This is a genomic window from Micromonospora sp. NPDC050187, from assembly GCF_044459745.1.
Lineage (GTDB): Bacteria > Actinomycetota > Actinomycetes > Mycobacteriales > Micromonosporaceae > Micromonospora.
In genome coordinates, this window is the sequence record NZ_JBITJH010000014.1 from 50,571 (window position 1) to 64,569 (window position 13,999).

The window sequence follows — 13,999 nt, forward strand, 5'->3', positions numbered from 1 at the left end:
AGCTCTTGGAAGGACCGCCACCGCCGCGCCGGCTCAGAGGCGCGGCGGCAGTCCTACCAGTACGGATCCACACAGCCACGCCCGTGATCGGGACGCTACGGACAGCAAACATGACCCCTGGAACGCTTACGCACCACTATCGGCCGATAACTGTGCGGTCATGCTCATGCGCTCGCAGAGGCCCCGCAGTTCCGGTGAGGTCGCGCCCCGCCGCAGCAACGACCGCACCGTCTCCCGGGCCGACGTCGACGAACGGGCGTGCTGTGGGCCGACTCGTTCCGCCGCGAGCAGCATCCGCACCGCCTCCCGGTCCCGGCCGACAGCCTCAGCGGCCCGCCCCATGTCGAGCCAGAAGTACACCTGCCGTACCGGCGGCAGGCCGGTCAGGTCCACGCCGGCGGCCGTCTGCATCGCCCGCTCCGGATGGCCTGTGTCGAGCTGAAAGGCCATACGCCACAACGCCACGTTCCGTGGGCCCCAGGCGAGATCCCAGCTTTCGGTCTCCCCGGTATGCGCGGCAATCCGCGCCGCTTCGGCAAGATGATCCTCAGCGCTCGCCTGGTCACGCAGGCCGGCAAGGTGATGCGCCCGTGCCAGGTGCAGGAAGCCGAGCACGTCCAGAACACCGACCGCCCCGCTACCCGCGAGGTCGGCACCCGCCGCGTCACACAGCGCCCGTGCCGGCCCGTACGCGCCGGAGTAGGCGGACACCCGAGCCCGGTTGGCCGCCGCCACCCCCGCCGCCACCGGATCATCGAGCAGGCCCGCCGCCTCGGCACAGCGCTCTGCGGCAAGCCACGCGTGAGCCGGATAGCTGACGTTGAGCAGGGAACCCATCGCCACGCCGTACACCGGCACCATCTCCGCCAACGCCGCACGCCGGTCGGTCAGAGCGTGCATCGCCGGCACCAGGTCGACGAGCCGACGCAGGGCACCCGCGTAGTCACACCGGCCGTACAGGACACGCACGAGCCCGGCCTCCCGACGCACCTGCTCGACGGTGGCCGGCACGTCACGCCGGACGGCCATGGGCGTGTCCATCATGATTCGCCACACCCGCTCCGCGTCGATCCGAGCAGCGTCAAGCTGCCGATCGGCAGGCGTATACGGCTGCCCAGTCAAGTCAACCACCGAGCACTCAAGAGCAGCGGCCAGATCCACCACCATGTACCGGTCGGTGCGCTGCTGGCCGCGCTCGATACGCGACCAGGACGTATGGGAGATGCCAGCACGACTGGCGGCATGGCGAATGCTCCAGCCACGCAGCTCGCGACGGGCCCGAATGCGATCACCGATCGACGGATCGGCAGGTATGGGGCGACGAGACATCAGCGCGTTCCCAGGTAGAAGACCGACGTGGCGTCCTCGCCGGCCTCTATCCAGCAAGCCGCCACAACGGAAGGTACACCCGATCCTCACCCACAGCATCTACTGCCGCGCATGCATGCGGCATCTCCACCATGAGCGCGACTGTCTTCGACCCCTCGTTTGTAAGCTCTGCGCGCTTCGCCCAGTCGCGTCCGCGCACGTCTCTGACATCGGGCGCTGATTCGTAGCCCTCCGTCACTGGCCGCCCTGGTCCTCCTGCAACCTCCTGAGAGAGCGCTGCCAAACCAATAGGACTCGTAGTGGTCGTGTGCCGTTGTCGCCGGCATGGCCAGCTGGTATATCGGGATTCCGTCGGGTGACGCCCCTGTTGCCCGGCCTTGTCGGTCCTCAGCGGGGAGCCAGCCGCACGCTGATGCTCTTGACGTGCGAGTAGTGGTGCAGCGCCTCGATCCCCTTCTCCCGCCCGTAGCCGCTCAGCTTGTGCCCGCCGAACGGCATCTGGACCGATTGGGTCGACCACGAGTTGACGTAGACCTGACCTGCTTCGATCGATTCGGCTACCCGGAAGGCCCGGGAGATGTCCTCGGTGAAGACTCCCCCGACCAGGCCGAATTCCGAGTCGTTGGCGAGTTCGATGGCCTCCTGCTCGGTGTCGAACGGAATGACCACCAGGACGGGCCCGAAGATCTCCTCCCGGGCGATCCGCATCTCGTTGGTGACGCCCGAGTAGATCGTGGGCTCGACAAAGAAACCGCCGTCCAGCTCGGGATCGGTGACCACGCCACCGCCGAACTCGGCTCGGGCCCCCTCCTCGGCGGCGATCGCAAAATACCGCTGCACGGTGTCGTACTGGCCTCGGGTAATCATCGGACCCACGTCCCGTCCGGGGCGCAGCCGCCGGGTGGCCGCCACCAACGCGGCGACAAACCGCTCCTGGACCGACCGCTCAACCAGCAGCCGGGTTCCGGAGGAGCAGACCTGACCCGCGTTGGTCGTGAAGGCCCGGACGGCCTCGGCGGCGGCGAATTCGAGATCGGCGTCGGCGAACACGACGTTGGCCGACTTGCCGCCGAGTTCGAGAGTCAGCGGGAGGACCCGGTCCGCCGCGATCCGACCGATGTCCTGCCCGACCCGTACCGAACCGGTGAACGCCACCTTGCGCACCAGCGGGTGCTGCACGATCGCGGTCCCGACCTCGTCGCCACGGCCGAGCACCACGTTGAGCACCCCCGGCGGCAGCCCTTCCTCACTGGCGATCCGCGCCAGCGCCACGGTCGTCTGTGAGGTGCTCTCCGCGGGCTTCGCGACGATCGTGTTGCCGGCGGCGAGCGCCGGGGCGCAGGCCCGAGCCGCCTGGTTGAGCGGCAGGTTCCACGGCGTGATCACCCCGACCACCCCGAACGGTTCGCGCCGCGTGTAGACGTGCAGGTCGGGCCGAACGTCGAGCACGTCGCCCGCCGGCAGGTTCACCAGTGCCGCATAGAACTCGAAGTACTCTGCGGCACCGCGGATCTCGGCCGTGGCGAGGGCGAGCGGCTTGCCGGTGTCGAGGCTCTCCAGTTCGGCCAGGGCGTCAAGGTCCGCGAGCAGCCGCCGGCCGATGGCCGCCAGGGTCCGGCCGCGTTCCAGCGACGCGATCCGACGCCACCCGGGCGCCGCGGCATGGGCCGCTCGCACGGCGAGGTCGACGTCGGCGGCCGTGCCCTGCGCGACCTGCGCCCCGACGCCGCCGGTCGCCGGATTGGTGCCGGCGCGGAAACCTCCGGCGGCCGGCGGGACGGCCTCGCCGCCGATCCAGTGCCGCAGCGGGGCGTTCACCGGTCACCGCCGATCAGCTCGTACATGGCGGTGTGGTCGGTCTGCGGCGTGACTTCCCCGGCGATCCGCCGCCATTGTCGGGCCACGCCGTCCGCGACCTCGGTGGCCTGGCCGAGTTCGCGTGCCAGGTCGACGGCGATCCCGACGTCCTTCGCCATCAGGTGCAGGGCGAACCCCGAGTCGTACCTTCCGCTGATCATGAACTGGGCGACCTTGTTCTCGCTGGTGTTCGAACGCCCGGAGGAGCTGTTGAGCACCTCGGTCATCGTTTCCGGCGGGATGCCGAACCGTTCCCCCAGCCGCAGCGCCTCCACGGTCACCGAGATGGTGGTGGCCGAGACCAGGTTGTTCAGGGCCTTGGCCGCGTGCCCGGACCCGATCGGGCCGACCGGGATGACGGTCCGGGCCAGTCGTCGCAGGGCCGGGCGCACCTCGGCCAGATCGGTCTCCTCTCCGCCGACCAGTACCGCCAGCGTTCCGGTGACCGCGCCGCGTACTCCGCCGGAGACGGGAGCGTCGAGCATCCGCAGACCCCGGGCGGTCAGCCGCTCGGCCAACGCGCGGGTGCGCAGCGGCTCGGAGGAGCTCATGTCGACGACCAGAGTGCCGGGTCGCAGCGCTTCCGCGACCGCGTCGCCCTCCAGCACCGACTCGACAACCGCCGAGTTCGGCAGCATCACGATCAGGGCGTCCACGGCGCGGTACGCGTCGACCGTGTGCGCGGTGACCGCCTTCGGATGGTCGGTCACGAATCCCTCGGCGACGTCCGGTGCGGCGTCGGCCACCGTGAGCCGATAACCCGCGTCGTACAGCCGCGAGGCCATCGGTCGGCCCATCCTGCCGAGGCCGATGAACCCGATGTGCTCGATCCCCGTCCCGGTCATTCGGCGTCCACCGCGGCGAACACCTCGGCTGCGAGGCGGAAGCTCTCCAACGCGGCGGGCCCGCCGCAGTAGAAGGCGGTCTGCATGAGGACCTCCTTGATCTTCTCCCGGGAGACCCCGTTGTTCAGCGCGCCGCGGACGTGCGCCTTGAACTCGTGGCCACGGTTGAGGGCGGTGATCATGGCGAGGTTGATCAGGCTGCGCTCCTCCAGGCTGAGCCCGGGGCGGTTCCAGATGTCGCCCCAGCAGTACTTCGTCACGTACTCCTGCAGGTCCAGCGAGAAGTCGGTGGCGGCAGCCAGCGACGCGTCGACGTGGGCGTCGCCGAGCACCCGGCGGCGCATCGCCATGCCGGCCTCGTACAGGTCCTCAGTCATGGTGGTGGATTCCTTCCGAGCGGTGGTTCAGATCCGGGCCAGGTCGGCCCAGTCGCGGATGACGAACACGTCGTCGACGGCGGCGACGTGACAGGCGGAGTGCCCGCCGAAGTGGGCCGGGAAGACCAGCAGCGAACGCTCGGCGGCCTCGGCGAGGAGGCGGCGCCGGGACGCCCGGGCCAGCGCCGGATCCTCGCAGAAGCAGCTGTTGACGTCCGGGGCTGCGATCTGCACGGGCGAGTGGATGATGTCGCCGACGAAGAGCGCCCCGGCGTTTCCGGACTCCAGCCGCAGCACCGCGGAGCCGGGGGTGTGCCCGGGGGCGGCCTGCAACACCAGGTCGGAATCGATCCGGTACTGGCCGCTCCAGAGCTGGACGAGTCCCGCGCGGTGTACCGGGACGACGCTGTCCTCGAAGACGTTCTGGTTGCCGTCGGCCGGCGGGCGCGGATTCTTCACCGGGTCCCAGAACTCGAAGTCCTCCCGGGTGATGAGGTAGCGCGCGTTCGGGAACGTGGGAACCCAGCCACGGCCCTCCAGGCGGGTGTTCCACCCGACGTGGTCGACGTGAAGGTGGGTGTTGACGACGATGTCGACGTCCTCCGGTGCGACCCCCACCGCGGCCAGGTTCGCGAGGTACGCGGTGTCGTGGTGGGCGTAGACCGGGGCATAGGGGCGCTCCTTGCCGTTGCCGGCACCGGTGTCGACCAGGATCACCGCCCCCTGGCTGCGGATCAGCCAGGTGTGCAACACCGAGCGCAACTGCCCCCGACCGGCGTCGAAGAAGTCCGGGTCGAGCCATCCGGCGTTGTCCCGCCAGTACGCCGGATCGCTGTCCGGGAACAGGAAGCCGGGGGTCGCCGGACTGAGGCCCACGTACTCCTGGATCCGGGTGATCTCGACGTCGCCGATGACGACCGTCTGCGGCCCGCTCATCACGGTGTCTCCGGAACCGGGTACGCCGCGGCGATCTCGGGCGTGACCGCGGGAAGCTCGAAGTTCGCCGTCTCCATGACCTCGGGGGTGAAGCCGTTCCCCTTGGCCAGCGTTCGGGTCTCGGCCATGTAGGCGCTCCGGGCCTGGGCGGTGTCGGTCATGCTCCGCTCGCGCTCCTCCCACACGGCGAGCGCCGCACCGATGTCGTCGTACTGATCGAGGGTGTGGGCGAGTTCGACCGCGTTGACGATGCCGATGCTGGCGCCCTGCCCGAGCGCGGGACACATGGCGTGGGCCGCGTCCCCGACGAGCACCGCCCGACCGCTCGACCAGGGCGCCACCCGGTTGGTCTGGTAGTTGTCGTGTCGGCCGCCTTCGGCCCTGCCGGCCAGCTCCACCGCCGTGGCCAGATGCGGGAAGCGCTTCGACCAGACCTCGACGTCGATCGGGATCCGCGAGGCGCGCTCGTTGGTGGTCGTCGCCATCATGCCCATGTAGATCGTGTCGGGCCCGGTGGGGATGAACAGGATGCGCATCGCGTCCGGTTCCAGGGTCCAGAAGTCGATGACCCGGTCCCACTCGGGCCCCTGGAACTCCTCGGGCCGCGGGATCAGGACCCGGCAGACTCCGTCCTGGTACTTCTTGCGTTCCTGGGTGAGGTCACCCAGCGAGTTACGTACCGCCGAGCCGGCGCCGTCGGCACCGATCACCAGGTCGCCTTCCAGCCTGGTCCCGTCGGCCAGGAGCAGGGCACCGGCCGGGTCGGCCCCGACCACCCGTGAACCGGTGACGATCTCCACTCCGGCCGCCCGAGCCGCCGAGACGAGCAGCGCATGCAGCTTTGGCCGGTTGATCGCCCAGTAGGGGTAGCCGGCCAGCTCCGACGAGACCGGGTCGCCGTTCAGGCTGGTGTCGTAGGTGCCGGGCTGTACGCCGTTCGCCCGGATCGCCCCGGCTACCCCGATGACCTCGAGGGCCAGCATCGCGTTGCGCCACAGCAGGATGCCGGCGCCGAAGTCACGCACCTGGTCGTTCTGCTCGTGCAGGCGTACGGTCCAGCCACGGCGGGCGAGCGCGATGCTCACGGTGAGACCGGCGAACCCGGCGCCCGCGACCTCCGCGTGGCGGGAACGGCCGGTGGAGCCTGTCGATTGAGTTCCTGTCATCTCAGTGCCCCCAGGGGTCGGAATGCTGAGCAATCACTGGCCGTCACTCCTCCGCGTCCACCCATACGGTCATGCTCCCTCGCGCCAGGGTGTGAAAGTGCAGGTTGAAGCCCAGGACAACCGGGGTCAGCTCGGGATCGATCTCGAGCACGGGGACGTCGACCGCGTGGACGATGAACACGTAGCGGTGGCGGCCCGAGCCCGGCGGCGGGTTGGGGCCGATGTACTGACGCATCCGCAGGTCGTTGGGGAGGGTGAGGGACCCCGCCGGCATCGGCCCCTCCGGTGCACCGGCGCCGGCGGCCAGCGAGGTCACGGAGGCGGGAATGTTCGCGACGGCCCAGTGCATGAAACCGACCCCGGTGGGAGCATCCGGGTCGTAGCAGGTGATCGCGAAGCTCCTGGTCCCGGCCGGGAAGTCCGACCAGGCCAGGTGGGGTGAGGTGTTGGTGCCGCCGAGGTCCGGGTCGCGGTAGGTCAGCGGCATTTCCGTGCCGTCGACGAGGTCGTTGCTGAACACCCGCAGCGGCGGTGCCGGGGTCACGGCTGCGTAGGGGTCGTCGTTGATCACAGTTTCTCCTGTCCTGATCACTTGTCGGTGATCGGCACGGTGTCGACGTGGACGGTGCGGATCGTGGTGCGGATGTCCCAGGTGCCGGCCCAGCCGTCCGGCAGAGCGACGGCGCTGCCGGCGGTCAACTCGTGCGGGGTGCCGTCCTCGTCGGCGATGGTGGCCTCGCCGGAGACGACGTACAGGTAGGAGGCGCCCTCGACCGCCGTTCGCCGGAACACCCCCGGTCCGCGCTCCTGGACGGCGCACCGGCCGTCGGGTCCGTCGAACACGACGGTCTCGGCGACCGGCGGCGCCCAGGAGGCCACTCGCGCCACCACCGGGGCGTGCAGGTCGCCCCCGAGCACGTCGACCGCGGCCAGGAAGGCGGACGGCTGCACACCCGCGCGGTACGGCGGCACCGGGGTCGTGTGCAGGTAGACCTTCCGGATGGTCTCGCGGATGTCCCAGGTGCCGACCCAGCCGTACGGCAGCACGATCACGCTGCCGGCGGTCAACTCGTGGGAGGTGCCGTCCTCGTCCGTGATGGTGGCCTCGCCGGAGATGATGTACATGAACGAGCCGCGCTTGTCCTTCACGCGGGGATAGACACCGGCGTCGCACGCCCAGACGGCGAAGAACGCGCCGGCGGCGTCGTACAGGACTCTCTCGTAGGCGAAAGGCGCCCCTCGAAGGATCGGCTCCATCGAGATCTCGACGGGGAGCGGGCCGTCGAGTACGGCCGTGGCGGCCAGGAACACCGACGGATTCGTGATCTGGTTCTTCGTCATGGCTCTCTCCGTGGGACGGTCAGCAGGCAGTTCGGGTCAGCTCGGTCGGCACGCTCCGCGGGAGAGCCACAGGTGCCTCGATGCCGAGCAGGTCGAACGAGGGCCGGTGCAGGATGGCGTGCAGTTCCTCGTCGGTGATGGGCGTGTGCGCGATCTGCCGCATCCGCGCGACGACCCGTTCGAGGGCGGCAACGGCGCTGGTCGCAGCCACCATCGGCGAGTCGCTACCGAAGAGCACCTTAGAGAGGACGCCGTACTCCTTGGCGGCCGAGAAGGCGTTCGCCAACACCGTCGGACGGCTGGCGATCGCGGACGTGTCGGCGAAGACGTTGCGGTGCCGGCGCATCACGACGACGGTTTCGTAGATCCACGGGTGACCCATGTGTGCGACCACGATCCGCAGATCGGGAAAAGTGCACGCCACGTCGTCGAGCAGCAGCGGGTTGGCGTCGGGCAGCCGGCCGGCGTTCGCGAAGATCGCGCCTTGGTGGATCATCACGGGCAGGCCGAGCCGCTCCGCGGTCTTGAAGACCCGCATCGTCATCGGGTGCAGCGGCGAGGTGCCCTGGTAGATCGGCCCCATCTTGATGCCGACCAGTCCGAGTTCCGCGTGACAGCGCTCCACCTCGTCGACCGCGTCGTGGCGGGTCGGATCGACCGACATGAAGCCGACGGTCTGACCGCCGACTGCTCGTACGAACGCGGCGACGGCATCGTTGGGGACCATGATCCCGGAGGCCTGTGCCTGGAGTCCGAAGACGATCGTGCGCTCGGCGGGCGCGACGCCCCGGCGGTAGGAGTCCACCGTGACCAGGTCGATATCGTCGGAGGCCAGCGTCTTCGAGACCCGTCCCAGCCCGTCAGTCCAGGGAGAGCGCTGGTGCTCCCGGGTCCAGAAGTGCGTGTGCACGTCGGTGATCAAAGTCAGACCTCACTTCGCAGATAGGGGACGGCAAGCGCCTCCGGCGCCTTGTGCCGCCGCTTGCCCTCGGCGGCGAGGGCGACGAGCGCCAGCACGTACGGCATGGCGAGCCACAGGGACACCGGCAACGTCACGGCCGGTCGGACGATGGCGAGTACGACCAGCACCGCGACCACGGCCAAGCCGGCAAGCTCGACGGCGCCGGCCCGCCGCCGGTCGAGGCGGGAGGTGGCCGCCGCACGGCGGACGCGCCCGGCACCGAGAGCGGCCAGGATGAGCAGGGCCACGGCGACCCATACCTCACCCGGGATGTCGCCGACAGCCTGCAACCGCAACTGGGTGGCGTCGGTGACCGCGAAGATCGCGACGGCAAGGCCCAGCCCGCTCAGCCGCCAGCCCCCGAACAGGACGGCGGCAATCGCCAGATAGCCGCGCCCGCCGGTCATGGCCTCACGGAAGACACCGACGTCGCCGATGGAGATGTACGCGCCGGCCGCGCCGGCGCAGGCCCCCGAGAAGAGGACGCCGGCCCAGCGCAGCCCGCGGACGCTGACGCCGGCGGCGTCGACGGCTACCGGGCTCTCGCCGGTCGCCTTCAGGTTGATGCCCCAGGTCGTCCGAGTCAGCGCCAGGGCCACGAGGACGACGACGACGGCCGTGGCATAGACGAAGGCATCCTGGGTGAACAGGGCGGGCCCGAGGACGGGCACGTCCGCGAGCAGCGGGATCGCGAGTCGGGGCAGCGGGTCGAAGGCGCGTGGCTTGCTGAAGATGTCCTCGTTGAGAAACGTCGTCAGGCCGTAGCCGAGCAGGGTCAGCGCGATGCCGGAGACGATCTGGTCGACCTTGGTCTCGATCGCGAGCACGCCCATCAGCGCCCCGAAAAGCAGACCGCCAACGATGCCGCCGAGGAAACCGATCGCGATGTTCCCGGTGCCAGCCATCACGAGGTAGCCGCCGAAGGCGCCGACGAGCAGCACACCTTCGAGCCCGACGTTCAGTACGCCGGCCCGCTCGGAGACGAGTTCCCCGGTGGCCGCGAGGAGGATCGGGGCGGCGATCGTGATCGCCGAGACGAGGAACGCGACGTCGAAGATCCCCATCTCAGGCCTCCTCGGTTCGGGCACCGCTGCGGGCGACGACGCCGGGTCGTCGACGGGCCGGGGCGGGTTTCGTGGTGGAGGACGCCCTCGTGCTGCCCCTCAGGACGACGGCCGCCACCAGGACCAACACGATGACGGCGCCCTGGAGCACCGAGGCCAGCGAGGACGGCACATCCAACTGGGCCTGCATGGCGGTCCCACCGACGTTCAGCGCGGAGAACACGACGGCGGTGGCGACCGCGCCGACCGGTGAGTTGCGCGCCAGCAGGGCGACCGCGATGCCGTTGAAGCCGACGTCGGCTTCGAATCCGTCACTCATCCAGGGCGCGGAACCGGCGAAGAGCAGCGCGGCGCCCGCGAGACCGGCGAACCCACCGGAGATCATGATGGCGGCGACCCCTTCACGGACCGGGTCGATGCCCGACCACCGAGCGGCGTCCTGGTTGCCGCCGGCCACCCGCAGGCGGAAGCCGAACGCGGTGCGGGACAGCAGCAGCACCACGGCGATCGCGCACACCGGGAGGAGCACCACGTCGTACGAGAGGGTGCGGCCAGGAATCGACCCGACGCTCGGCCACAGTGCTTCGGCCGGGAAGTTCGCCGACTGCGGTTGACCGTCCAAGGAGCCTTGCAGCGGCCCCCGGACCAACCACTCCGCGACCTGGAGCGCGACCAGGTTGAGCAGGAGCGACGACACGATCTCAAGCACCCCGCGCGAGGCCCACAACCACGCGGTCAGGCCTGCCCAGAGTGCCCCGCCGACGATGCCGGCGATGGCGGTGAGCCCCACCGCGACCGGGCCCGGCAGGCCGCCGCACTGCAGCCCGACCGCCGTGGCCAGGGAACCACCGACGAGGATCTGACCGGGAAAGCCGACGTGCAGACGTCCGGCCCGGGTGGTCAGGATCCAGCCGAGCGCGACCAGGAGCAGCGGCACAGCCTGGGTCAGGGTCGTACCGGCGTTGGTCGGCGTCCCGAATGTGCCGCCCCAGAAGACATGGAACGCCTCGGGCGGCGCCACCCCGATCGCCACCAACAGGAGCGCACCGACGGCCAGTGCCGTCAAGCCCACTCCCATCTGCACGAGCATCCGCATGATCAGGTCTTTTGACAGCATCACAGGGCCTCTCCGGACGACGTCATGAGGGCGCCGAGGCTGGCGCGGGTGGCCTTCGCGGCGTCGACGACGCCCTGGATGCGCCCGTGAGCAAGCACCGCGATCCGGTCGGACATCGAGATGACCTCGTCGAGGTCTATCGAGATCAGCAGCACGGCACCGCCGCGTTCGCGGTGTGCGACGAGGCTCCGGTAGACGAAGTCCGCCGCCCGTACGTCGAGACCCCGCACGGGCTGTGCGGCGATCAACAGATCCGGATTCCCCGACAGCTCCCGGGCGAGGACCGCCTTCTGCTGGTTTCCGCCGGAGAGCCGCCCGATCGGCAGGTTCTCGCTGTCGGCGCGTACGTCGAACTCGTCCATCAGCCGACGCGCCTCGGCGGACGCCGCCCGGACATCGAGCAGTCCTTGCCTGTTCAACGGCGCGGAACGCAGCGATCGCAGGGTGATGTTCTCCCAGAGGGTCATCCCGGGGACGATCGCCGCGTGGTGCCGGTCCTCCGGAATCACCGCACCACCGGCTCGGAAGAACCCGCGCGGCGACCGGTGGGTAAATGGTTGCCCCGCCAACTCGACGGCGCCCGACAGCGCCGGCCGGATGCCCATGAGCACCTCGACGAGTTCGGACTGACCGCTACCGGCGACTCCGGCGATCCCCAGGATCTCGCCTCGACGCACCTCGAGGTCGATGCCCTGGAGCGCCTTCGGGCCGGTCGGCTGGCTGTCGTCCCGAGCGACGTCGAGACCCCGGATGGTCAGGACCGCCGGACCCGGGGTGCCGGCGGGAAGCGGCGGACGGTCGACCATTCGTTCGCCGACCATCAGGGTCACCAGGTGGTCGGGAGTCGCTTCCGCGATGGTTCCCGAGCCGCTCACCGCGCCGCGCCGCAGCACCGTGTACCGGTCCGCGACGCTGAAGACCTCCGACAGCTTGTGCGAGATCAGGATGACCGCGTGACCGGCGGCGGCAAGCCGTCGCATCAGGTTGGCGAGTTCGTCCCACTCGCCCGGGCTCAGCGCGGCGCTCGGCTCGTCGAAGATCAGGATCCGGGCGCCGCGGCAGAGCAACTTGACGATCTCCAGTCGCTGCCGCTCCCCCACCGACGCGTCGGCGACCAGCCGGTCGGGGGTGATCCGCAGGCCGGTTGCCACAGCCACCTCCTGCGATCGGCGGCGCGCCTCGGTCAGACCGTTGCGCCACGGAACGGCGGCTGGTGCGATGGCAAGGTTCTCCAGCTCGGTCAGGGTCGGTACCAGCGTGAAATGCTGGTGGACCATCCCGATTCCGGCCCGCAGGGCGTGCTCGGGCCTGCGGAAACGCACCGGCTCTCCGTCGAGTTCGATGCCACCCTCATCCGGGTTGTAGAGGCCGGTGACGATCCGCATGAGCGTCGTCTTGCCCGCACCGTTCTCGCCGAGGAGGGCGTGGATCTCACCCCAGGCGATGTCGAGGTCGACGGCGTCGTTGGCGACGAAGGAGCCGAACCGCTTGGTCACTCCGGTGAGCCGGAGAGCGGAAGCTCCGGTGCCCGAGCCGCGCACGGCGGGGCCGGAATCGGGACGAGTCCTCATCGACGGCGACCTAACGCTGCTCGAAGTGGTAGGCCGGCTTGGGAAGAAGAACACCCTTGTCGGCGACGATCTTGCCGTCGGTGATGTCCTTGGTGATCTTCTCGACGAGTTCCTTCTCCGCCGCCGTCCCCTTGCCCGGGCAGAACTCGAACCGCAGCGCGCCGGTGCCCAGGCCGTAGCTGATGGCGCCAGCCGGCAGCTTGCCGGCGGCGGCGTCGGCGACCGCGTTCTTCAGGATGTCGGACCAGCTCACTACGCCGGAGCCGATGATGTGGGGACTCGAGTCGCAGTGCAGGGCGAAAACGTCGTACACGTCGGTAGGGCTGGCGGAGCCGCCGGCGGCCTGGTAGACGCCCCCGGAGCCGCTGTCGAGATCGGAGAGGATCGAGTCGACACCACTGGCGATCATGGCTTCGGCGGCCTGCTTGGCCTTGCCGACATCGTTGAAGTCGCCGGTGTAGGTCTCCACGACCTTGGTCTTCGGATTCTCCAGCGCGGCACCCTGGACCATGCCGTGGTACCAGGCGGTGGTGGAGGGGACCTGAAGGCCCGCGATCATCCCGAGCTTCTTGGTCCGGGAATGGGCCGAGGCGACGGCCCCGACGACGATGGCGTTGTATCCGACGGCGGCGGTGACCGAGGTGACGTTCTCGGCGTAGGCGTCGAGGTCGGCGGCCACCAGGATGAACCGCACCTTCGGATACTTCGGCGCCACGACCGCGACGGCCTTGTTGAACGAGGCGCCGTCCGCGACCACGATCTGGTTCTTCGCGGCCAGCGACTCGAGTCCCTGGATCTGCTCCTGGGAGTTGGCGGCGTTGTCGACGATGGAGGACAGCTTGAGGGTCGTGTCGGCCTCGATCGCCGCGTTCACGCCGGCCAGCCCGAACTGGGTGAACCCGCCGTCGTTGCGGGGGGCCTGGGAGATGAAGCCGATGCTCTTGGTCCCGTCGGCCGCCGCCCCGTCGCCCGAGGACCCACACGCCGAGAGTGCGAGGGGTATGGCGGTAACGGCTGACACGATCGCGATCTTGGTACGCATGCGAAGGCCTTTCGTCGGCTGCTGTCCGTTCAGGTGACAAGGGGGTGAAACGGACTAGGGGGGAGACTGGTATGGCAGATGCAAGCGCGTGTACTGCGGGAGCGTGGTGGTGCGAACCAGATACTGCTGATCTGACATACCAGTTGTCAAGAGGTTGCTCCGGTCTGAACACCGGCGGCCTGCCGCAGGCCGGGCCGACTCGGCATCGGCAGAAACGGCGGTGGAAGCGAGGCCGTCCAGGCCGCTGGACCGCACCGGCCGAGGAGAAGACCGCGCGTACGCTCTCGCCCCGGGGCGCGATCAGCGGATGCGCGCACGTGCCGGGCTGGACTCGCGTGCGGGGTGGCGCTGCCGGACCACTGCCCAGGTCCGGCGACGGCCCCTTCTGGCCGC

Annotated in this window: 13 protein-coding genes; all 13 read right to left on the reverse strand. The window is 69.7% G+C overall.

Annotated features, from left to right (window positions below):
- Positions 1 to 126: 126 nt before the first annotated feature.
- The 13 genes from ACIBJE_RS21080 to ACIBJE_RS21140 all read right to left on the reverse strand — a co-directional run bounded on the left by ACIBJE_RS21080 (position 127) and on the right by ACIBJE_RS21140 (position 13,585).
- The gene (locus ACIBJE_RS21080) at positions 127 to 1,296 is read right to left on the reverse strand and encodes a helix-turn-helix domain-containing protein (RefSeq protein WP_396751012.1); all 1,170 of its coding nucleotides are present in this window, start codon (positions 1,294 to 1,296) and stop codon (positions 127 to 129) included.
- A gap of 420 nt (positions 1,297 to 1,716) precedes the next feature.
- Positions 1,717 to 3,147, reverse strand: coding sequence for an aldehyde dehydrogenase family protein (locus tag ACIBJE_RS21085; protein ID WP_396750795.1), 1,431 nt, complete (start codon positions 3,145 to 3,147; stop codon positions 1,717 to 1,719).
- Positions 3,144 to 4,031, reverse strand: coding sequence for an NAD(P)-dependent oxidoreductase (locus ACIBJE_RS21090; RefSeq protein ID WP_396750797.1), 888 nt, complete (start codon positions 4,029 to 4,031; stop codon positions 3,144 to 3,146). Before ACIBJE_RS21090 ends, ACIBJE_RS21085 begins: the two co-directional genes overlap by 4 nt.
- Positions 4,028 to 4,408, reverse strand: coding sequence for a carboxymuconolactone decarboxylase family protein (locus tag ACIBJE_RS21095; protein WP_231931458.1), 381 nt, complete (start codon positions 4,406 to 4,408; stop codon positions 4,028 to 4,030). The genes ACIBJE_RS21090 and ACIBJE_RS21095 overlap by 4 nt, the downstream gene beginning before the upstream one ends.
- Before the next feature lie 27 nt (positions 4,409 to 4,435).
- Entirely contained in the window at positions 4,436 to 5,344 is a 909-nt protein-coding gene (locus ACIBJE_RS21100) for an MBL fold metallo-hydrolase (RefSeq protein WP_396750800.1), read from the reverse strand.
- The gene (locus ACIBJE_RS21105; protein WP_396750802.1) at positions 5,344 to 6,510 is read right to left on the reverse strand and encodes an FAD-dependent monooxygenase; all 1,167 of its coding nucleotides are present in this window, start codon (positions 6,508 to 6,510) and stop codon (positions 5,344 to 5,346) included. The genes ACIBJE_RS21100 and ACIBJE_RS21105 overlap by 1 nt, the downstream gene beginning before the upstream one ends.
- Positions 6,511 to 6,553: 43 nt before the next feature.
- Positions 6,554 to 7,081 (reverse strand): YbhB/YbcL family Raf kinase inhibitor-like protein, encoded by a 528-nt coding sequence (locus tag ACIBJE_RS21110; protein ID WP_396750804.1) that lies wholly within the window; start codon positions 7,079 to 7,081, stop codon positions 6,554 to 6,556.
- Positions 7,082 to 7,098: 17 nt separating this feature from the next.
- Positions 7,099 to 7,851 carry a cupin domain-containing protein gene (locus tag ACIBJE_RS21115; RefSeq protein ID WP_396750806.1) on the reverse strand — a complete coding sequence of 251 codons (753 nt, stop codon included), beginning with the start codon at positions 7,849 to 7,851 and terminating at the stop codon, positions 7,099 to 7,101.
- A 19-nt stretch (positions 7,852 to 7,870) separates the two neighbouring features.
- Entirely contained in the window at positions 7,871 to 8,773 is a 903-nt protein-coding gene (locus ACIBJE_RS21120; protein WP_396750808.1) for an amidohydrolase family protein, read from the reverse strand.
- Positions 8,774 to 8,775: 2 nt separating this feature from the next.
- Positions 8,776 to 9,876, reverse strand: coding sequence for an ABC transporter permease (locus ACIBJE_RS21125; RefSeq protein ID WP_396750810.1), 1,101 nt, complete (start codon positions 9,874 to 9,876; stop codon positions 8,776 to 8,778).
- Position 9,877: 1 nt separating this feature from the next.
- Positions 9,878 to 10,993 carry an ABC transporter permease gene (locus ACIBJE_RS21130; protein ID WP_396750812.1) on the reverse strand — a complete coding sequence of 372 codons (1,116 nt, stop codon included), beginning with the start codon at positions 10,991 to 10,993 and terminating at the stop codon, positions 9,878 to 9,880.
- Positions 10,993 to 12,618: an ABC transporter ATP-binding protein gene (locus ACIBJE_RS21135; protein WP_396750814.1), complete on the reverse strand. Its 1,626-nt coding sequence runs from the start codon at positions 12,616 to 12,618 to the stop codon at positions 10,993 to 10,995. The genes ACIBJE_RS21130 and ACIBJE_RS21135 overlap by 1 nt, the downstream gene beginning before the upstream one ends.
- Positions 12,575 to 13,585: a BMP family protein gene (locus ACIBJE_RS21140; protein ID WP_396750816.1), complete on the reverse strand. Its 1,011-nt coding sequence runs from the start codon at positions 13,583 to 13,585 to the stop codon at positions 12,575 to 12,577. The genes ACIBJE_RS21135 and ACIBJE_RS21140 overlap by 44 nt, the downstream gene beginning before the upstream one ends.
- Positions 13,586 to 13,999: the final 414 nt, after the last annotated feature.

Excerpts from the sequence above, each read along its gene's own strand:
- ACIBJE_RS21090 (WP_396750797.1), bottom strand. The coding sequence starts at position 4,031 with ATGACCGGGACGGGGATCGAGCACATCGGGTTCATCGGCCTCGGCAGG.
- ACIBJE_RS21105 (WP_396750802.1), bottom strand. The coding sequence starts at position 6,510 with ATGACAGGAACTCAATCGACAGGCTCCACCGGCCGTTCCCGCCACGCG.
- ACIBJE_RS21095 (WP_231931458.1), bottom strand. The coding sequence starts at position 4,408 with ATGACTGAGGACCTGTACGAGGCCGGCATGGCGATGCGCCGCCGGGTG.
- ACIBJE_RS21125 (WP_396750810.1), bottom strand. The coding sequence starts at position 9,876 with ATGGGGATCTTCGACGTCGCGTTCCTCGTCTCGGCGATCACGATCGCC.
- ACIBJE_RS21100 (WP_396750800.1), bottom strand. The coding sequence starts at position 5,344 with ATGAGCGGGCCGCAGACGGTCGTCATCGGCGACGTCGAGATCACCCGG.
- ACIBJE_RS21130 (WP_396750812.1), bottom strand. The coding sequence starts at position 10,993 with ATGCTGTCAAAAGACCTGATCATGCGGATGCTCGTGCAGATGGGAGTG.
- ACIBJE_RS21115 (WP_396750806.1), bottom strand. The coding sequence starts at position 7,851 with ATGACGAAGAACCAGATCACGAATCCGTCGGTGTTCCTGGCCGCCACG.